The 19,268-nt window shown below is 42.1% G+C and carries 15 protein-coding genes and 1 pseudogene; 9 read left to right on the top strand and 7 right to left on the bottom strand.

From position 1 onward, the window contains the following. The first annotated feature begins 195 nt into the window (after positions 1–195). Together H5985_RS04400 and H5985_RS04395 are read left to right on the top strand one after the other, a co-directional pair. Positions 196–5,631 (top strand): DUF4011 domain-containing protein, encoded by a 5,436-nt coding sequence (locus H5985_RS04400; RefSeq protein ID WP_205050106.1) that lies wholly within the window; start codon positions 196–198, stop codon positions 5,629–5,631. Positions 5,632–5,728: 97 nt separating this feature from the next. Continuing rightward, positions 5,729–5,938, top strand: a complete 210-nt coding sequence (locus tag H5985_RS04395; protein WP_205050105.1) for a hypothetical protein — start codon at positions 5,729–5,731, stop codon at positions 5,936–5,938. On the opposite strand, the gene H5985_RS04390 is transcribed toward H5985_RS04395, so the two are convergent. The 3 genes from H5985_RS04390 to H5985_RS04380 form a co-directional block, all read right to left on the bottom strand. After that, the gene (locus tag H5985_RS04390; protein WP_205050104.1) at positions 5,925–6,308 is read right to left on the bottom strand and encodes a helix-turn-helix domain-containing protein; all 384 of its coding nucleotides are present in this window, start codon (positions 6,306–6,308) and stop codon (positions 5,925–5,927) included. The genes H5985_RS04395 and H5985_RS04390 overlap by 14 nt on opposite strands. Before the next feature lie 288 nt (positions 6,309–6,596). Continuing rightward, positions 6,597–7,070 (bottom strand): hypothetical protein, encoded by a 474-nt coding sequence (locus H5985_RS04385; RefSeq protein WP_205050103.1) that lies wholly within the window; start codon positions 7,068–7,070, stop codon positions 6,597–6,599. A gap of 110 nt (positions 7,071–7,180) precedes the next feature. Further along, complete coding sequence (locus H5985_RS04380; protein WP_205050102.1) at positions 7,181–7,936, bottom strand: competence protein CoiA family protein; 756 nt, start codon at positions 7,934–7,936, stop codon at positions 7,181–7,183. A 462-nt stretch (positions 7,937–8,398) separates the two neighbouring features. On the opposite strand from H5985_RS04380, the gene H5985_RS04375 reads away from it, so the two are divergent. The 7 genes and pseudogenes from H5985_RS04375 (at position 8,399) to H5985_RS04345 (ending at position 14,510) form a co-directional block, all read left to right on the top strand. Next, complete coding sequence (locus tag H5985_RS04375; protein WP_205050101.1) at positions 8,399–8,704, top strand: hypothetical protein; 306 nt, start codon at positions 8,399–8,401, stop codon at positions 8,702–8,704. A 431-nt stretch (positions 8,705–9,135) separates the two neighbouring features. Further along, positions 9,136–9,492 (top strand): annotated as a pseudogene (locus tag H5985_RS09430) (ABC transporter permease subunit); the annotation flags it as partial. Between the two features lie 226 nt (positions 9,493–9,718). Further along, the gene (locus H5985_RS04365) at positions 9,719–10,048 is read left to right on the top strand and encodes a DMT family transporter (RefSeq protein WP_205050099.1); all 330 of its coding nucleotides are present in this window, start codon (positions 9,719–9,721) and stop codon (positions 10,046–10,048) included. Positions 10,049–10,699: 651 nt separating this feature from the next. Next, entirely contained in the window at positions 10,700–11,146 is a 447-nt protein-coding gene (locus H5985_RS04360; RefSeq protein ID WP_205050098.1) for a GNAT family N-acetyltransferase, read from the top strand. Between the two features lie 125 nt (positions 11,147–11,271). Continuing rightward, a complete protein-coding gene (locus H5985_RS04355) occupies positions 11,272–12,957 on the top strand; it encodes a putative transporter (RefSeq protein WP_205050097.1) in 1,686 nt (561 codons plus the stop codon). Positions 12,958–12,964: 7 nt separating this feature from the next. After that, positions 12,965–13,645, top strand: a complete 681-nt coding sequence (locus H5985_RS04350) for a CpXC domain-containing protein (RefSeq protein WP_205050096.1) — start codon at positions 12,965–12,967, stop codon at positions 13,643–13,645. 109 nt (positions 13,646–13,754) lie between these two features. Continuing rightward, positions 13,755–14,510 carry a 4Fe-4S binding protein gene (locus H5985_RS04345; RefSeq protein WP_205050095.1) on the top strand — a complete coding sequence of 252 codons (756 nt, stop codon included), beginning with the start codon at positions 13,755–13,757 and terminating at the stop codon, positions 14,508–14,510. Positions 14,511–14,524: 14 nt separating this feature from the next. Here the strand turns inward: H5985_RS04345 and phnX are convergent, their stop codons facing one another. The 4 genes from phnX to H5985_RS04325 all read right to left on the bottom strand — a co-directional run bounded on the left by phnX (position 14,525) and on the right by H5985_RS04325 (position 19,256). Then, complete coding sequence (gene phnX / locus H5985_RS04340) at positions 14,525–15,319, bottom strand: phosphonoacetaldehyde hydrolase (protein WP_205050094.1); 795 nt, start codon at positions 15,317–15,319, stop codon at positions 14,525–14,527. Continuing rightward, on the bottom strand, positions 15,312–16,430 hold the full coding sequence (gene phnW / locus H5985_RS04335; RefSeq protein WP_205050093.1) for a 2-aminoethylphosphonate--pyruvate transaminase: 1,119 nt from the start codon (positions 16,428–16,430) through the stop codon (positions 15,312–15,314). Before phnW ends, phnX begins: the two co-directional genes overlap by 8 nt. A 72-nt stretch (positions 16,431–16,502) precedes the next feature. Then, positions 16,503–17,522 (bottom strand): extracellular solute-binding protein, encoded by a 1,020-nt coding sequence (locus H5985_RS04330; protein WP_205050092.1) that lies wholly within the window; start codon positions 17,520–17,522, stop codon positions 16,503–16,505. A gap of 18 nt (positions 17,523–17,540) precedes the next feature. Continuing rightward, on the bottom strand, positions 17,541–19,256 hold the full coding sequence (locus H5985_RS04325; RefSeq protein ID WP_205050091.1) for an ABC transporter permease subunit: 1,716 nt from the start codon (positions 19,254–19,256) through the stop codon (positions 17,541–17,543). Between the last annotated feature and the right edge of the window lie 12 nt (positions 19,257–19,268).

Raw genomic sequence — 19,268 nt, 5'->3', positions numbered from 1 at the left:
TTTATTTCTTTCTGAAGATCTTTATGTCTGACCAAGAAAACAGTAATCTTTGCTTGAAACCCTCTGATGTCTTAATAAATAAGCTGAAAGGGTTCGACGAGAGTCATCGTCAACTCAATGCTCAAACTGTTACAATTCTTACCATTGTTACATTCAGAACAAATCATCAGTTCATAAGATCCCATCAGGTGTGCCATGAATGAAGATGTAATTGATCTAAAGAAGTATTTGGAAGGAATTCGTGGAAGGCTCTTAGATCTTGGGCTTAGAAACCGGCTTCTTAATTTCAAACCTAGTAAAGGCAAGGTTATTTCTTTAACTACTGCACATCCTGACGAGCTTTATAAAGAATTGAGTGTTGGGAACAAAATCGTATTTAGGTCCTTATTTTTTCCTAGAAAATCAGATCTAATTCAAAATAAACTATTACCGCAAGAACTTTTGGAGCAAATAGAAGAACTTGAGCCAATTGATTACAGAAAACATATTGATCTAAAAAAGTGGGCGGAAGTTTGTGGGTTAAATACAGAAGAAGATATTCCAGACGGAATGCGATCGGCTCTTCAAGGGCATTCTTTAACAACAACGTTTATTCCAGAAGACTATGAGCTGTACTTCAACAAACTTTACTTGAATCGACAAAGCATTATTCAAGAAATTGGTACAAATGCACTTTACTTGGTTTTAGGTTTTTTGGAATGGTTCGATCAGACATGGGAAGAGCAAAAGAGAACAAAGAAAAAGTGTTTAGCTCCACTGCTAGTTGCACCATTACGTTTAGATCGCTCAGCGGGTTCTCATGGGAATAGGTATGAATTTAGCATTGTTGCAGAGGATGAATTTGTTCTTAACGAAACACTTAGAAAGAAGTTATTGAATGATTTCGCGATTGAGTTGCCGGAATTCAACGGAAATTACAATCCAAGCGAATATTTCAAGTTAGTTTCTGAGGAATTGGCTGATGCAGGTTATTACTGGCGTGTAAGAAATAGAGCCTGCATAAGTATTCTGGATTTTACGAAACTAGCAATGTATGAGGATTTAGATCCAAGTAAATGGAGCGAAAACTCATTATTGGAAAATCCAAATATAAAGACATTGATTTTAGGTTCAGATAGAGAACAATCATCAATTCAAGCTTCCAATATTGATGAAATTCAAGATTTTGAAAGATCTGTTCCTTTGGTTCTCGATGCTGATAATTCCCAATCAACTGCCATCTATGAAGCTCTCTTTGGACGGAATTTAGTTATCGAAGGCCCTCCTGGTACTGGTAAATCACAGACGATTACGAATTTAATAGCTGCTCTTCTATATCAGGGAAAAAGCGTTTTATTCGCATCGGAAAAACTTGCGGCTTTAAAGGTAGTTAAGAATAAATTAGACGGGCTGGGTCTTGGTAATTTTTGTTTGGAGCTGCATAGCGATCAAATAAACAAACAGAGCCTGCGCGAAAGCTTAAAAAAACGCATAGAAATGAGGCCAGAGCGTCTAGATGAAGTAAACAGAGAAAACTTATACAACGAGCATGAACATTACAAGGAAAAATTGAATGACTATATAAGGGCTGTAAGTTCAAATTTTGAGGATTCTAATGTCAAAAAGGGGCAGATTTTATTGTCTGCAGCTCGTTACAAGCGATATTTCCCCAATCCTGAAAGAATTCGACCGGATGCATTTGACCTAGGAAATTGCTCTCAACTTTTGTCCTTTTCTCGCTTAACGGCGGTTAAGGACTTAACATCTGTCGCGCAAGAACTTTTATCGAATGCACATATTAAGAAGATAAATGAACATCCCTGGTATGGTGTGGGGTTAGCTGGGATAATAGTACCAAGTGAAGCACCAGTATTAGAGGCCCTTAGTAAATGGAATACTGATTTATTGAAATCAAAAGAGATTACAGAGGACTTGTGTAATAAGTTTCAATTAAATCAAAGATCTCAATTGGACTGGGATGATCTGATTAAAACATTTTCAGAATTGCCTACTTTGTCGGACAATTCGGTAAGTGCAGATTTGTCATTGCTCCTTACGGTCGGTTCGCATGACATAAAGAAATGTGTAACCCAATTTGAAAAAATTTATAAGGAATTTAATGCGATCAAGAGAAAAGTTCCGTACAGCAACATTGATAGAGAGAATTTACGTCAATTAAAGTTGAAACTTAATTGCTTAGGGGAATATTTAAAACACGCAACTACTATTTCCGAATTGGTTTCAATTTTGGAAGACAATCAGAAGTTTGGTAGCCAATTGACGGAAATTGAGACTAATGTTCGTCATTTACTTAAGAAATTATCATTGAATCGTCTCGAGGATAACCTTGGTAATAAGGCTTTCCTAAGATTTCTTGCTAACTTAGTTGATCAAGCTCCAGAAATGGAAAAGCTGGTCAATAAATTAAATATAAGAAATACATGTAAGGAACTTGCTAATTTTGATTTCGAAGAATTTAAGACGGAATTGTTAAATTTAAAAGACCAGAGAAGTAAGTTAAATGATATTTTTAATCTATCAGATGTCCCTCAGCGTGACGAATTAGAAAAGTGTTTTAATTTACTTAAGGATAGTTCTATATTTTCGTGGCTTAAATCAGATTGGCGTAAGGCACGTACAAAAGTAAAAAGTGTACTTAAGCAAGATAAAAGTCTAGATATTGGAATAAAAAGTCTGCCTCTATGGATTGAGTACTTAGATGGCGAAGGTAAATTTATAAATAACCCCATATATAGAGAATTATTTGATAAGTTAATTAATGGGGTTGATACTAACCTTGACCAAATCCAAAGGGTGATAAATTGGTGCCAAACAATAACAGACTATCAAAGAGAAGTTCTTTCTTTAGAAGAAAGAATAAACATCCAACATGTAATGTCTTTAAGTGACACAGAATTGGAGATATTTAGCAATCTTGGTCAACTAAGTTTTGGGGATCAAATAAGAAGTACTTTAGAACAGGCTGATGACGTTTCGAAGTTTTTAAAAGATAAATGCAAACGAGAAATTTCGAAAGATCTTTTTAAACTACCAAAAGTACTGTCTGAAGTGACTGAAAGTTTTAAACAGTGTGAAGAGCTCTTCAAATGTTTACCAGATGCATCAATCAGTGAATTTGTTGACTGGATTGATACTATGGAACGTTACTATCAAAAATATCAGGATTGGAATTATTCGGAACTATCTAAAAAATTGCCTCGAGATCATTGGGGACTCTCATTGGATCAAGTTCAAGAGATAGTCGATAAGAAGCTTCAGGATATAAAAGAATTAGTCCAAACAAGTTCTTTGATAAAACAACCGAAATTGTCAGATGTAGAGTCTTTTTTGGTTCACAACCCTGAAGACTATTCAAAGCTATTGCAAGCTATTCAATTGTGTGAAGCTCCTCTCAAATTGTCCTATGGAGAAGGTATCAATTTTTACAATGAGAGTAAGACCAATAATAAAATTTGGGAGGGTCAGCTAAAGATTGATGAATTGATTTTGCGAAATAATAAAGCCTTAGAAAGAAAAGAAACACTTTACGAGTGGTTAAATTTTGCTTCTGAATTTTTAGATGCCAAAAAACTAAGATTGGGCAAAGTTGTTACTAAGATCCAAGATGGTGAAATTGACCTAGATAATTTTGAAAATGCCTATAAAGCAATGGCTTATGATTTTTCAGCAGAAAAAATTCTTACAGAGGAGCCGGCTATTAGCAAGATTCGCAATATTAAACACGATCAGTTGCAGAATAAATTTGCTAAATTAGACCGAGAGTTACAGGAACAGCATATTAAAGAAATTAGGGCGGTTTTAACTAATAAAAATGTGCCGGTTGGATGCGCTGGCGTTCGAGTTAGCGAATATACCGACCTAAGACTGATTGAACACGAAATTCAGAAAAAGAAAAAACTCATTTCTAATAGAGAATTAATCTCGAGAGCTTCCGGTGCAATAACAGCGCTGAAGCCCTGCTTCATGATGAGTCCTTTAACTGCAGCTCAATATCTTCAACCAAAAGGAGCTCTGTTTGATGTTGTGGTAATGGATGAAGCCTCTCAAATTAAACCAGAAGATGCAATCGGTTTAATAGCCCGAGGGAAACAGATAATTGTTGTTGGCGACCCTCAGCAATTACCTCCTACAAACTTCTTCCAAAATGCTATCAATAACGATGATGACGACGAACGTACCATTATTGACGAATCAGAAAGTATTCTTGATACGGCGTGGAATCGTTTTGATAGATGTACTTTAAATTGGCATTATCGCTCTCGTCATCAGAGTTTAATAGAATTTTCTAATCAGTATTTCTATAACGGGAAACTGACAGTCTTCCCATCGCCATATACTGAAAACGATGAGTTTGGTATACAGCTTCATTATGTTCAAGGAACTTTTGATGGTCACAGTACTAATAAAAAGGAAGCAAAGGAAATTGCAAAGGCAGTTATTATTCAGTTATTAAAGAACCCAGAAGAGTCCGTTGGTGTTGTGGCTATGAACGCACCACAGAGTGAGTGTATAAGAAATGAAATAGAGGTACTCGCTGCTAATAATGTGAAAATACAGAGGGCGTTAGATGAAAACGCACAAACCGAGATGCCTTGGTTTGTTAAAAATCTAGAGAATGTTCAAGGTGATGAAAGAGATGTTATTTTCATTTCATTAACCTATGGTCCAGCAAGCATTGGTGGTAAAGTTCCGCAAAGGTTTGGTCCTATTACCCAGGAAAAGGGTGGTAGACGTTTAAATGTTTTGTTCAGTCGTGCAAAGAAAAGAATGGAAGTTTTCACCTCCATGCACGCAAGTGATGTGTTGGCAACTGAGGGGCGAGGAACAAAGATTCTTCATGATTTCTTGGAATACTGTAATACAAAACAGATTCCTGAATCTGTTATTTACAACACAAATAGAGCACCAGATAGTGATTTCGAAATAGCCGTTGCTGAAGCAATGAGAGCTCAAGGGTTTGAATGTGTTCCGCAAGTTGGCGTTAGAGGATATTTTATTGATATCGGGGTTGTTGATCCTAGAGATAAAAATAAATTTATTGTTGGCATTGAGTGTGACGGTGCCGCCTATCACTCAAGCGCATCGGCTCGAGAGCGAGATCGATTAAGGCAAGAAATTCTCGAAAAACTAGGTTGGAAAATCTTACGAGTTTGGTCTACAGATTGGTATCAAAACTCTAACGCTATTATTCGATACTTAGTTGAAGAGATTAATCACATTTGCCAAACGGAAGTTAGTTGTTCTGACCAAGATGAATCGATGAATGAGACAGATAACTATCATCAATCTGTTGAAAAAGAAATCATCAAATATTTTGCTGAAAAAAGTTCAACTGAAACAGAACAGGATGAAGAAAAAGTTGAAAAATCATATCAAGAATTGTTCCGATTTGATGATATAGAAAGTTCGCTAAAGCATATTGCTCAAGAAATAGCCAAGAAATATCCAGATACAGATCCGGATAAGAGACTGTTGCGTCCAAATATGATGAACTATTTCTTAGTTAATAGGCCTATCAATACTGAGGAATTCTTGAGCACATGTCCACAAAGTCTTCGTTCCGGTACTTCAGTTGATGAGGCAAAAGATTATTTAAGTACAGTATTCCAGACCTTAGCAAAATGGAATTAATCAATTTAAAGTAAAAACCTTTATTGAAATTTGAACGGAGTTTTGCCGGCAAAACTTAGAGCATTCTTTCAGTCAAAGGTAAAGAGGTACGGTTGCATTGTTTGTACTTGAACAAAACCATTACGAAGACTTTTATCGCGGAACCAAAGAAGAGTGTTGGCAAGAAGCTAAAAGAAATCCCCCTTATGACGCCATTTTAGAATTCGCCATTTACCAGGGGCGAACAAATTTAAAAACGATCTACTATCTTAATGACAACTATGACATTGCTCTGGTTGAAAGAGCAGAAGAAGTCACAATCCTTTGAGATTGTTAAACGATATATCCTTTTTAAGCCAATTATTTAGGGTGGCAACTGAAATGCCATTTGATATGCAAAAGGCTTTCTTGGAAAGCGTCGTTATGGCGTAATCATTCAATATTTTTATTCTTTCTTCGACTGGGATGTGTTTTGAGGCTTTTTTAGTGCCATCAAAGAAAGCTAGCTGTTCATGACGGTACTGCAAATACCAATATTTAATCTTGGATGGTGGCATCTTTAATTTAGCAGCGACTTTTTTATATCCCAGTCCTTCCCTAAACATCATCAATGCTTCTTGCCGAAGCTTGAATTCATCATCGTCAAATGAAGCCCAGGAGTTGTCATGCTTAAAATAAAGGGCACGCCAATTTTTCACTGTTTGGGAAGCCTAATTTTGTTGAGACTGCGGTGGCGCTTAACCCTGCTCGAAAACAGGCTAAGACAATTTGCTTTTCTTGCTTGGTGTAAATACTTTTAGTGCCCATTCACGTCTCGATTATTCAACACAAGCGAATTAACTTGCTTGATTTATCTGAGAATCAAGCCTTCATTTTTATTTTAGGTCGGCTTTGTTATTTAGTCGACAATTGAATTTAAGAGGTCTACTTAGATATGACTAGTGAATAATTGGGTAATGTCAAAATCCTAATTAGAACTAGGCGACTTAATGTTTATATTGTTTTGCCCACTGTTGAAGTTTTCTGATTTCGGCGTCGTAAGCGTTGCGTTCGAAGTGAAATTCAAGACCACCGTAAGTGTATGACATATGCTCATGCTCAAAGTCGTGCCAGACTACTTCATGTTCGCTCTTACGTACTTTTACTCTTATGCCCCAGCATCCTTCTTCGCCGCAACCGGCACAGCAACAGACCGAAGCGCCATATGAATCAGCATAATCTGATTCCAGTTGGTCGACTATGTAAACTCCATTGTGACCGTACTCGTTTGCTGGATTTGTAGGAGTGAGGACTCCTTTTTCTTTATCTTCTAGTTCGACTAAAAGAGCATTAAGTTCATTATCGTTAACAAAGATTTTGACTGAATGCCAGTTGCGTTTATCAAACTCTACAGCCCAAGTTTCTTTTGCTTCATAGGGATCGAAGATCTCAAAGCGAAGTGTATCGTAATGTTTTTCCATAGAGTCGAATAGATCGAATAGTCGGTAATGGTTATTTATTTAATTTGTACATAATGTGTTTTGAACACTTAAAGTGTACCCTATTCAGCCTTTTTTACTGGAAGTCTCTTTTAAAGGTTGAAAAGTCTCTTTTCGAAAAATGCCTTTAATTTCCAGATCTGTTCTTTAGTTTTTCCTTTCCTGCGCATTAATTTAGCAATGACTTCCTCCTTCTCATAACGCAGTAAGACTCGATAGCCGTTTACTTTGAGGGGGAAAAGACACCAAACATAGTCCACAATATAGGTATATTTGCCGCCCGTTGTTATTTTTGAAGTGGAATAGTCCAAAAGCATTGGAAATCTTGCAACAAGCCACTCTTTGCGAAAAATTTTCTCTGCATCTTTTGCTTTGACTATATATGGTCGAAAGGTTTCATTTTTTGAGGCAGCTACTAGTTTTACGATGGTTCGTTTACGAAAAGCTTGAATTAATCTGCTACTGTCGTGTTTATGTCGACCCGCATTCACAATCCAAACAAGAGTCTGGAAAAACTTTTCCTGTTCTTCGATAATTTTTGGGGTTAACCTTTGTCGAATCTGAACAATCGTATTGTTTTTCGTTTTAATGCTGGCAAAGTGTGTTTCTTGTCCTCGTGTGATGACTGGCTCCTGCAGCTCAACTTCGAATTTCTCTTGCCATGAAAGACTCCAGTCACTGTGCGGTTCCCACCAATTATCACACTGAGACTTATTTTTGTGAGCCCAGTGATGCGCCACTTTCTTTCCACACCTCGGAATAACTTCCGTCTTACAGCAAGGACAAGTAGCACCAATAAAGCCAGGAGATGCTGCGATTCGTTTACCGCGATATTCAGCGAATTTCATTTTGAGCAACCTAGTCCAATAACTAATAAAACCAGTGTACTATCGCTGAAAACTCACTCCCCGGAGTTTGACGAGGATTTTTCGGTGCAAAAAATTATCTCTATTATTCAAATAGATAAAGACGACAAAATCCCAAAATGTGTATGTTAGATCTCGAGATTGGTGTAAAAACTTTGGCTATTTGGATAAATATCAGGTGTGGGTTGCCAGGTCTGAAGATGCTTTCTAATTAGGTATGCAGAGACAAATAGTCAGTCTGTGGTCAGGAGAAACGTTATCTTGTTTAATGCTTAAACAAATAAGTTTAACACCTCTTAATATTCACTCTCTGGCATTTGTCTAGAAATTTTCTCCCTAGATTTTTGATATTTTTTTGCACCAAAAAATCCTCGTCAAATGAGGTCGGGGTCATTTTTGACTCATGTATGGTTGTTTCATAGAAATTCTTTTGAAGGAGATCTCATGAACCGACCACAAAGCAAAGCGAATGCGAAAAAGTCACCAGTAAAGCGTAAGAAAAATCTGCTGGCGGAGGAAATTCACGAGCGTATTGATCAGGCTCACGTTCCAGAAGATTGGTACAAAAACTTTTATCATCTGGATAAATATCAGGTGTGTAAGATCTGTGGGTTACGAAATCCGAAGACGCTTTCTAATTGGGTGATGCAGGGGAAGTTACCCAAGCCTGTTATTGCAGTTGGTAAAAGAAGATGGCAAAGTTTGAGTTTGTTTGAAGCTCTGCAGTCTACAGAAGGCTCTTCAATATAATTGGGCTACCTGTTCGAGTCCGAAAAACGAATTCGAATAGGGACAAAATGGTTGGTTAGCAGCAATCTTGTTTCAAATTGCAACATCAAGCCAAACTACACAGAACTACACAATTTAGACAAAAATTGCGCTAACCATATGATTTTTATTGAGAAGTTCATCGGTCAACGGGCACCATCAACGCAAAAAGCACACAAATTATGTTGTGTGCTTTTTTCGTCTCTGTGCCCGAAATTAAAGACTTTCAGGCGATCCCCGCCAAAATTGAACGTACGTCAAAATCTACATATTGTGTCTCAATTTTTTCCACCTGATGACCAAACTTCACGACGGGTGATGACCTAGCGCTTAATAGAACCCCTTGGCACCATGACGCTTGCGTGGCATTGTTGTGTCATGTGATGACCAAGTGGTGTGTCTGGTGATGGTAAGGCAGAAATGGTCTGATCGGATCGGCGACACAAACTTTAAGCATGGGCAAATTGGTTTTTGCCTACGGCATGATTGGACTTTTCTTGGGTTACCTTTACTTCTCTATTCCCCGCGTGGTGACTACGGTGATGGCGGCCACTAAGAAAATGGATCCGATGTATGAAGAAGCAGCCCGAACATTGGGTGCTTCGTCATTTCGGATTCTTAAAGACGTCACCATTCCTGCCTTGACGCCGGGCTATGCGATGCATACCTTCTTGGAAGATGGTTGGGTGACTCATTTCGGTCAACTGCCTTTCCAGCGTGACTTCAGCGGCCCCTGGCCGTTTGTCAACACCATTAATCCAGACGAGTAATCGGATTAAAGTGCAATTTATTAAGGCGAAATAAAAATAATTAACAAACTACCACTTAAGAATAAAACAGAAGTGATGATCAAGCGGTCAAACTTCAAGCAGAGATTTGTTAAAATGAGCACGCCTGATGGGAGTTCGTAACCGTCTCGCTTCTGCCTGCATCTGTGGGTTTCCATGCAGACAGAAGGGATATTTCATCATGAGCCCAAAATAAAGGAAATTCAAGATGCTTTCAACTTGGGCTCTGTTGATGGTCGCTGTTGTGACTGAAATCGCTTGGGGATGCAGCCTCAAAGCATTATCCTACTTTTCACTTAGTCGATTTTTTGCACTTATACCTATAGCTCTCACTTGTGCGAACATGTATCTTTTAGCGCGTGTGATGAGGACTCTGCCTTCAGGACTCACATATGCCATTTGGACAACGCTTGGTGCTGTTGGTGTACTCGTAGCAGGTGCTTTACTCTTCAATGAAAGCCTTACTAAGGGACAAATTTTTTTTATTGGAGTATGTATCGTTGGTGTTGTCGGCCTGCACCTTTGCTCTAAAGGATAATTATTGATAAGTTAAAGGCACCTAAGGAGCAATATAAAAAAAGATGGCGCGTAGCACTCGCCGTCTCAAACTAATTTTTGAAACTCAGCAAGTTTGCTACGCGACAGTTTGTTAACTATTTTTACTTCACGTTAATAGTACGGTATCTGTAATTAAATCAATTATGGGTACCGTGTGGTGCACATCTTAGAAAAAAAAAGATCAGGCACACGTTCCAGAGGATTGGTATAAAAACTTCTATCATCTGGATAAATACCAAGCCTGTAAAATCTGTGGGTTCGAAACCCGAAGACGCTTTCTAATTGGGTAGTGCAGGGGAAGTTGCCCAAGCCTCTTATTGCAGTAGGTAAATGAAGATGGCAAAGTTTGAGCTTGTTTGAAGCTTTGCAATTGACAGGAAGTTCTTCAATGTGATTGGTCACTGTTCGAGTCCATGGATTCAAAAAAGCAATTCGAACAGCGGGCAGAATGATTAATTAGCAGCAATCTTGTTTCAAATTGCAACATCAAGCCAAACCACAGCAATCGACATAATTTGGCCTAAAATTGCGATAACTATGTGATTTTTATTGACAAATTCCTCGGTCAACGGGCGCCATATAGTAATCCGTACGTGTTCTATACCGTGCGGATTTTTTATATGTGTACCCCATGAAAATTAAAGAGCTCAAACGTCAGGAAAGAAGTGACGAACTTGTAGCAGAGCTTGTAGAGCTCTGGGAAGGTTCCGTCAAAGCCACTCATTTGTTTTTAAAACCTGAAGAGATCGAGACGATTAAGCAATACGTTCCCCAAGCGCTCAAACACGTACCGACCTTACTTGTTTCTTCGGATGATCAGGAATGTTTAACAGGTTTTATCGGTCTGAGCGGACAGAAAATTGAAATGCTTTTTGTTTTGTCGAAAGCCCGAGGCCAAGGAATCGGAAAGACCCTAATTTCTGAGGCGAGCAGTCTCTATCAAGTCAATGAGGTTGTGGTCAACGAACAGAATCCTCAAGCCAGAGGCTTTTATGAGCACATGGGTTTTAAAGTTTACGCTCGATCCGAGACCGATGAACAAGGCGCTCCATACCCTATTTTGTTTATGAAAAAATAGAGACAAAAATTCCTAAATTGTTATAAGGGAATGTCTGAATCGAGATTTTCGTTGGCGATGAATAAACTTACGCCAACGATTTTTTTAATCATTTCGAAGTTCCTGACAATTGAGGTAAAAGCACTATGGGGTGGTTTTATTCGCTTTTGACCGATACGAATTCAATTGCTCATTCCGCTTTAATTTATGGAGCCATTATTACGCTTGGTTTGGCTCTTGGGCGCATTAAGGTTAAAGGTATTTCGTTAGGGGTAATCGGTGTATTGTTTGTGGGCTTGTTCTTTGCGCACTTCGGGGCAAAAATTGATCCTGAGGTATTGGGTTTTACCCGTGATTTCGGTTTAGTTATTTTTATTTTCTTTGTCGGCCTTCAAGTGGGGCCGTCTTTTTTCTCATCCTTCAAAAGTGTCGGTCTCGTATTAAACGGCCTGATGTTGTTGACCGTTTTTTCAGGTATCGCCATTACCATTATTTTATTTTTGATCTTCCAGGATCAAATTTCACTTGCTCAGATTTTGGGTGTGCACTATGGCTCCATCACCTGTACCCCGGGTTTGGGTGCCACCAAAGAAGCTCTGGCCGGTATGGGCTATCACGGTGAAGATATTGCAATCGGTTATGCCTGTGCTTATCCGTTAGGCTTAGTGACGATCATTGGAGTGGCCATTCTTTTACGTGTTGTTTTTAAAGTTGATTTGGCTGAGGAAGATAAACACTGGGAAGACGAAGAGAAAGAAATCAACCAAGCGCCGACGGTTTTTCACGTTTATATCACCAATCATATGCTCGATGGTTTGACAATTCGAGAATGCCGTCGCCGTATTCCGCGCCCCTTTGTGTGTTCACGCCTGTTGCATCGGGGGGAAATTTCCAGCCCCTTTGCGGATACCGTTTTGCATTACGGTGACACGATCCGAGTGGTGGCGACACCTGATCAGAAGATGGATATTGTTGCGGCTTTCGGTAAGGAAGATGAACGCATTGACTTGGCAGTCAAACAATCTCCGATTGAACGGCAAAGAATCATTGTTACCCGTGACGAGATGAACGGAAGAACCGTCTCGGATCTGGAATTTGCCGATAAGGAAGGCGTTCATATCACCCGTATTTGGCGTGCCGGTATGGAGCTTTTCCCTTACGCAAAAATGCATCTTCAGGTTGGAGATATTTTGCAATGTGTCGGCCCGATTGATGGGATCAAACGCTTGGCCGGTATTGTCGGTAATCGCCCGAAGGTGTTGGAACAACCCAATCTGGCGGCGATTTTCTTAGGCATTACTTGCGGCGTGTTGGTCGGTTCGATTCCGCTTCTGGTTCCGGGGATGCCTACTCCTATCAAATTAGGTTTGGCAGGCGGTCCTTTGGTAATTTCCATTTTATTGGGTCGTTTCGGGGCGTCGCTTCATTTAGCGACCTACACGACTAACTCAGCCAATTTGGCTGTACGTGAAATCGGGATTTCGCTGTTTTTGGCCAGTGTAGGTTTAACTGCTGGCGGGACTTTCGTGGAAAGTCTGGTGGCCGGAAACGGGCTTTTGTATGCAGGCATCGGCTTTGCCATTACGTTTATTCCGCAAATCTTAACCGGCATTGTTTCCCGAGTGTTCTTTAAACTGAATTACCACTCGATTTTAGGTTTATTGATCGGAGCTTGTACCAATTCACCGATTTTGGCTTATGCAGCTTCGTTATCAGATAAGAGTGCGACGGCAGTAGCTTACTCAACGGTTTATCCTTTGGCAATGTTTTTGCGCGTGGTGACCGGTCAGATTATTTTGGTGGCCATGTGGTCTTATGTTACGTTGGTATGAGGAAATTATGAGTTTGAAAGAAAAAACTTCCTTCAGGTGTGGCCACTGTGGCAAAGATTTTGAGGCAGAAATCTGGAGTAGCGTGAACTCAGAAATCAATCCTGAAATGCGGGACTCGGTTAGGAGCCTTGACGTTTTCAAGGTGAAGTGCCCGCATTGCGGGGACACGGAGTTGGTTGAGCGTCCGTTCGTTTATAACGAAATGCAAAAAGGTTTCATGATTCAGTTGATACCGAATGGCAGTGAGGCCGAAGTCAAACAGATGCTGAACTTTTTCTCAGGTAAGGGTGGCGAGGGCAGCGATGTTCTGGCTACCTTATTAAGACGAACATCCGATCTGCAAATCCGTCTGGTTACAACTATTCCTCGCTTTAAGGAAAAAATTGCCATTCTCGACGAACAAATGGACGATCGCTTAGTCGAAATCGCTAAGGTACTATGTAAAACCATTGCCTCCAAGGGTGAGGATGTCGATGCTTATTTTTTCAGAAACCCTGAGATCGATAAGTTGTGTATCGGTTTTTATAGCCCGAAAAACCAAGACAGTTTCTATATGGAATTAAATCCAGAAATCTACGATCTGATGAAGCAGAGTTATTCAGCGGACATCGAGAAATTGTCAGAACCGACAATCGTGGTAGACGAAAAATGGGCCAGACAATTTATCGCTGAGCATCCGAAAGAATAATCGATAGCGACGATTTGTTTTTAGGGTACTTTTTGGTTTTAAACTCAGTTTAAATCCCTATTATTGCAAACATTTTTCTGAGCTATGATCAGAAGAAAAAAGGTGCCCTATGCGATTTTCAATTGTTTATTTCAGTGCGGCGGGTCATACCCTCAAGGTTATTCGTCATATTGCCGAACAAATGGGTGGTATCGATCGAGCCGTGGATCTGTCCGATCCGTTTTTAAAACAAACCTCTTTTGCAAAAGATGATCGGGTGATTGTTGCCTGCCCGGTTTACGGAGGAAGAATCCCTTCTTTGGTTGCGGAAAGACTTCAAAAGATCACTTTTGATGGTACTCGAGTGGTAACCGTTGTGACTTATGGGAACAGGGCTTATGAGGATGCCTTGTTGGAATTAAATGACACAGTCTTAGCCAGAGGGGCAATACCGGTTGCCAGTGCTGCGGTCGTTGCCCAGCATACCATGGTGCCGTCTGTAGCGGCTGATCGACCGACAGCGATTGATTTTCAGAATTTGTCTGTATTTGCCCGATTTGCTCTACAAAAATTCGATGATGTGCATGCTGTTCCTGTTGAGGTTCCGGGGAATCGCCCCTACAGACAGTGGAGCAAAATGCCCGTCACCCCTGTAGTGAGCAACGCATGTGTGCGCTGTGGGTCATGTGTTCGTCAATGTCCGACGATGGCTATATGGATTACCGATCCGAAGAAAACGGATCCGTCAAAGTGCATTTTGTGTATGCGCTGCGTTGCACTGTGTCCCCAAGGGGCAAGGAGTCTGCCTGAGCCCGCTCAGCAAGCTATAGAGAAAAAACTCGCTCCCGTGGCGAAATTGACACGGGAAAACGAGTTTTTCTTCTAAAAGAAACGAACTAATTAGGCCTGTTCGCCTTGTTCGATCGCTTCAATTAACTTCGGCAATTCTGCCATGGTGTCGATCACAAAATCGGCACCATTGGCAAAGAACGTTTCACGAGCCTTTTTACGCAGTGAGAAGCGTTCCATGTCCGTGAGTTTATCCCAGGACTCCTTATTTAAACCGATGACGGAACTGCCTTCGGTAACACCGACAGTGATTAAGCCGGCATTCTTACCTTCGCGCATGTCAGAGACCGTATCGCCGACTTTAACAATGCGGCGGACATCAGCTAAGCCAAGGCGGCGCATGTTTTCAAAAACCATGTAGGGCCAGGGACGACCGAAACCGCCCGTATCGTCAGCGGTCACAAACGTGTCGGGACTGTAGCCCGCTTTGGCAGCCTCAGGAACCACCACTTCCATCATCGAGGTGGTAAAGCCCGTGGTGGAGCCGATCTTGATGCCTTTTTCTCTTAAAGTGTGGACAGCGTCCAAAACAAAGGGTTTGATATCGCAGTGCTTAGGCAAGACGGCCATAAGAGCGGGTTCAAAATCCGCATAAAGCGCTTCCACATCATCAGCATTAGGAGTGCGACCGTAGTGTTCGCTCCAAGCCTTTTCAATGCGAGGCATACGAAGCATGGTACGGATATGGTCACGCTTTAACAATCCCATCGGAGCACGAGTTTCTTCATCAGTGACATCTACACCTGCGCGACGGAATGCTTCCATGAAAGCGCTCACGGGACTCGTGGAGCCGAAGTCGACGGTGGTACCGGCCCAGTCAAAAATAACAGCCTCAATCTTAGGCATGGTTTACCTCATTTAAATAGTCTTTGAAAATAGCTAAAACGCGTTCGACATCACTTTCATAAATTTCGCCGATGTTGCCTAAACGGAATGTGTCACGTTCGGTCAGCTTACCCGGATAGATAACATAGCCGTGCGTCTTTAAATAGTCATACATGCCGGCGAAGGTAAAGTTGGCATTTTCCGGATAGAAGAACGTTGTGATGATGGGGCCTTGGTGAGAGGCATCGATATAGGCTTCAAAGCCGAGTTCTTTCATGCCGTCTCGGAGCATTTGGTTGCACTTAGCGTAACGGGCATTACGCACGGCGATGCCGCCTTCTTCTTTTAATTCCGAGATGGCGCGATGAAATGCTGCGACAACATGTGTGGGAGAAGTAAAGCGCCACTTACCGCCGTCTTTTTCCATGACTCGCCATTGATCATAAAGATCGAGAGACAAGGAACGGGCATTGCCTTTGCTGGCCATTAATTTTTCAATACGGGCGATGATGAAAGAAAAGCCCGGTACACCCTGGATACATTTGTTGGCAGAGGAAACAAGAAAATCAATACCGATTTCAGGAACATTAATATCGACACCGCCAAAGGAGCTCATGGCATCAACGATGAAGGTCTTACCGGCGGCTTTAACTACGGCGCCCACGGCGGCGATGTCGTTCAAAATACCCGTAGTGGTTTCACTATGCACCATGGCTACCATCGTGACATCCGGATTGACTTTGAGGAATTCTTCAACTTCCTTGGCATCGGGGATACTGTCCCAGGCAAAGTCCAAGCGTTTGAAGTGAATACGGTGATAAGTCAGAATTTGGCACATGCGTTCCGTGTATGCACCGTTTACAAGAACCAGTACGCAATCGTTTTCCCCGGGAATGGAAGACAAAACGGATTCCACACCGAAAGTTCCGCTGCCTTGCATCAAAACAGTGGTGTACTCTTTCGGATCAGCGTGAGCCAGTTCAAGCAAAGAAGAACGAACTTCCTGCGTCATGTCTTTATAGTCTTTATCCCACGTACAGCGGTCGACAAGCATTTCAGTACGAACCGTCAAAGAAGTGGTCAAAGGACCGGGAGTCAGCAATTTGTAAGTATTAGGATCTTGCATAGTCATTTTGGTTCTTTTAAAAAAAAGTATTGCGGGACGACCGTCATTCGTCCCGCGGTTTATTAAATTAACTAGAAATTACTTGTTTTGGCCCTTAACCAATTTTTGATGGGCTTCAAGCAATTCAACCGTCAACGGTTCCTTGTAGAGTTGAGGATTAGCAGGTTTGTTTTCTGCAGAAACGGTTTCACCCTTGTACAAAGCGACCGGGTAGAACTTCAACAGTTCGGCACGGCCATGAGTAATGATGGTTTGAGCCATCTTTTGAGCATTGGGGTTGGTCTTGTCACCCTTATCGACAACAGCCACGGCTTCTTGCAATTGGAAGTTACCTTCGACCGGGTCGATGTAGTCAATCGGCAATCCCTTGGCCTTGTCAGCCACGGCTTGGTGACGCAGACCGAAACCGACAGCCACTTCACCGGCACGCAACTTCTTCAGAGGAGCAGAACCGGATTTTTCCAAGTGAGCACCGGCGTTCTTTTCAATAGCAGCAATGGTCTTGGCACCTTGTTCTTCGCCTTCGGCAGAAAGAACGGCTTGAGTCATCAACCAGGAAGTAGAAGAACCCGTGATGTCAGGCACAGAGATGTGGCCAGCGTATTCCGGTTTGGCCAAATCAGCGATTGCCTTCGGAGCGGCAAGACCGGAGGTCTTGAGGACTTCAGTGTTCACAAACAAAGCGCCGGTGTTACCCAAAATCGGAGCGTAGTAAGACGGAGTCGGATTAATCGGTTCGGTCTTGAACGTCAGGTCCTGGAACATCTTGTTCTTCTTTTGGAAGCTGTCCAAATAGTAGGTGCTGATCGTGACGAGGTCAGCTTCGATGTTCTTACCTTCAGCAGCGATCTTGCCACCCAACTCGGAAGTACCGAAAGATTGCATCAGGTATGCGCCCTTGAAACCATTGTTGTCGAGCGCGTTTTTCATGGCTTGTTGGGCTTCTTCGTCAGCGTTGGTGTAAATCACAACTTGCTTGGCGGGCTCACTGGCTGCGGCAGTCTTTTGGTTTTGCGTGGCGCTGTCGTCGCTGCAGGCACTCAGACCCAACACGGCAGCGGTCAAAACGGAAATAGACAGGGCAGAGATGCGTTTCATACGATTAACTCCTTGATATCAGATAGATTGGCTCGCTTTTCGGGCCGTAAAAGATTGCAAAAAATTATTTAATTTGGTCAGTAAACCTTGACCGTTGTTGTTTTGAGCGTAGTGGCTCAAAGCATCGAAAATCAGCTTGGCGGCGACATTAGTCAGGAAAACCAAGAGGGACAGAACGAAGATTTCTTCAAATTTTTCGAAGTATTGAAGTTCTTTGATCTTGGTTGTCAACAACATGGTTCTTGCACCGGTCAAGAACACAACCGCACTGATGGTGACCATGGCGCTCACAAAGAAGTATTGGAACATCTGCAAAAGCGTCGGCAGAGAATTGGGCACGATCACTCGAGAAACAGTTTTAATCCAAGTGTCGCCCATCAAGGCACCCGTGGTTTCCCAACCGGCGTTCATCTTCGATAAGGCCGACGTTGCCATCATGTATGGCGTAGTAAAGAAGTGCACGAGGTTAGCCAGTACCAGAATTGTGAAGGTATTGGCCAGAGGCGTTCCGCTCATAGCAAAGAGGAAACCGATACCAAGTACCATACCCGGGACAGTATTGGTGATCATGGCAAACGAATCCATTGTCGTTTGACACCAGGCGGGTAAGGTCGAGCGAGCCTTCACTAATGCGGCGGCATAGCAGAAGATCGTGCCGACGGCGGCCGAAACCAAAGCCACGGCAACAGAGTGTTCGTACACTTGCCAGATGGAGCTGTCACCGATGATACGAGTGATCACATCGAGCGTGAAGAACGGTTGATAGGGCCATTGTTTGACAAACGGTACGACAAACATCACCAGGAACACCGACAACAGCGCAAGCGAAATGAGCAGGTAATACACGAGATACAAGGCATCTCTGAGAGGATTAACGGCCACTTCAGCTTTAGAAATTTTGTTGTAGCGGAAGTTGAAGCGATCCACCCAACGAAGCATCAGGACAGAGGCAACAGAGGGGACCAACATTGCCATGGCAATGACTGCGCCTTCTCCGAAATTTGGAATGGCACCCATCATCGTGGTGTAGAGCTGCGTAGCAATCACTTCATATTCGCCGGCAATGGAGACCGGGATACCGAAGTCGGTAAACGAGAGGAAAAAGCTCAGAATAAATGCCGACATGAGTGATCCGACCACCGGGCGAACAGCCGTGATGTAGAAGGTCTGGGAAGGACTGTCTCCCATCAACTTCGAGACGGTGATGAAGTTGCGATCAACGTAGAAAAAGGCGTTGTAAAGAATCAGGAAAGCGGGCGGTAACGTATAGATTACGTCTGCAATCAACAGGCCCCAGAATCCATAAATGGAAAAGGGCGGCGGAGCGATTAATTGACTCACCAGACCCAAACGGCCGAACGAGTAAATGACTGCAAAACCGTAAGTAATCGAGGGTAAAAAGAGCGGCAGCAGAACGATGATCTGAATGATCTTTTTCAGCCCCGGACGAATGCGGGAAAAGTGCAACCCGTAGGCACAGAAAAAGGCCATAACCGTTGCAATGGCAGCAGAGATGCCCGAGACGGTGAAACTATTGCCGAGTGCAGTCCAGAATGTCCCTTGAGACAGCAGAGAAAAATAGTTGGCAAAACCTAACGATCCGTCACGCGTCAGAATGGATTGGAAAAGAACACAACCCAAGGGATAAAGCAAGATAGCGGCAAGCGTCAGGGTAATCAAAACATAAAGAATCTTCAGTTCTTTTTGCCCTTTACCGAATAATGCAGAAAGCATGACCGACTCCTA

It is taken from the genome of Parasutterella secunda, from assembly GCF_016901835.1.
GTDB classification, from domain to species: domain Bacteria; phylum Pseudomonadota; class Gammaproteobacteria; order Burkholderiales; family Burkholderiaceae_F; genus Aphodousia; species Aphodousia faecavium.
The sequence above is the reverse complement of the archived record's forward strand: the minus strand, read 5'-3'. Positions and strand labels throughout refer to the sequence as shown.

Bases quoted from the DNA above. Each gene is read 5' to 3' on its own strand.
- H5985_RS04400 (WP_205050106.1), top strand. From the start codon at position 196: ATGAATGAAGATGTAATTGATCTAAAGAAGTATTTGGAAGGAATTCGT.
- H5985_RS04385 (WP_205050103.1), bottom strand. From the start codon at position 7,070: ATGGAAAAACATTACGATACACTTCGCTTTGAGATCTTCGATCCCTAT.
- H5985_RS04380 (WP_205050102.1), bottom strand. From the start codon at position 7,936: ATGAAATTCGCTGAATATCGCGGTAAACGAATCGCAGCATCTCCTGGC.
- H5985_RS04375 (WP_205050101.1), top strand. From the start codon at position 8,399: ATGAACCGACCACAAAGCAAAGCGAATGCGAAAAAGTCACCAGTAAAG.
- H5985_RS04365 (WP_205050099.1), top strand. From the start codon at position 9,719: ATGCTTTCAACTTGGGCTCTGTTGATGGTCGCTGTTGTGACTGAAATC.
- H5985_RS04360 (WP_205050098.1), top strand. From the start codon at position 10,700: ATGAAAATTAAAGAGCTCAAACGTCAGGAAAGAAGTGACGAACTTGTA.
- H5985_RS04355 (WP_205050097.1), top strand. From the start codon at position 11,272: ATGGGGTGGTTTTATTCGCTTTTGACCGATACGAATTCAATTGCTCAT.
- H5985_RS04350 (WP_205050096.1), top strand. From the start codon at position 12,965: ATGAGTTTGAAAGAAAAAACTTCCTTCAGGTGTGGCCACTGTGGCAAA.
- H5985_RS04345 (WP_205050095.1), top strand. From the start codon at position 13,755: ATGCGATTTTCAATTGTTTATTTCAGTGCGGCGGGTCATACCCTCAAG.
- phnX (WP_205050094.1), bottom strand. From the start codon at position 15,319: ATGCCTAAGATTGAGGCTGTTATTTTTGACTGGGCCGGTACCACCGTC.
- phnW (WP_205050093.1), bottom strand. From the start codon at position 16,430: ATGACTATGCAAGATCCTAATACTTACAAATTGCTGACTCCCGGTCCT.
- H5985_RS04330 (WP_205050092.1), bottom strand. From the start codon at position 17,522: ATGAAACGCATCTCTGCCCTGTCTATTTCCGTTTTGACCGCTGCCGTG.
- H5985_RS04325 (WP_205050091.1), bottom strand. From the start codon at position 19,256: ATGCTTTCTGCATTATTCGGTAAAGGGCAAAAAGAACTGAAGATTCTT.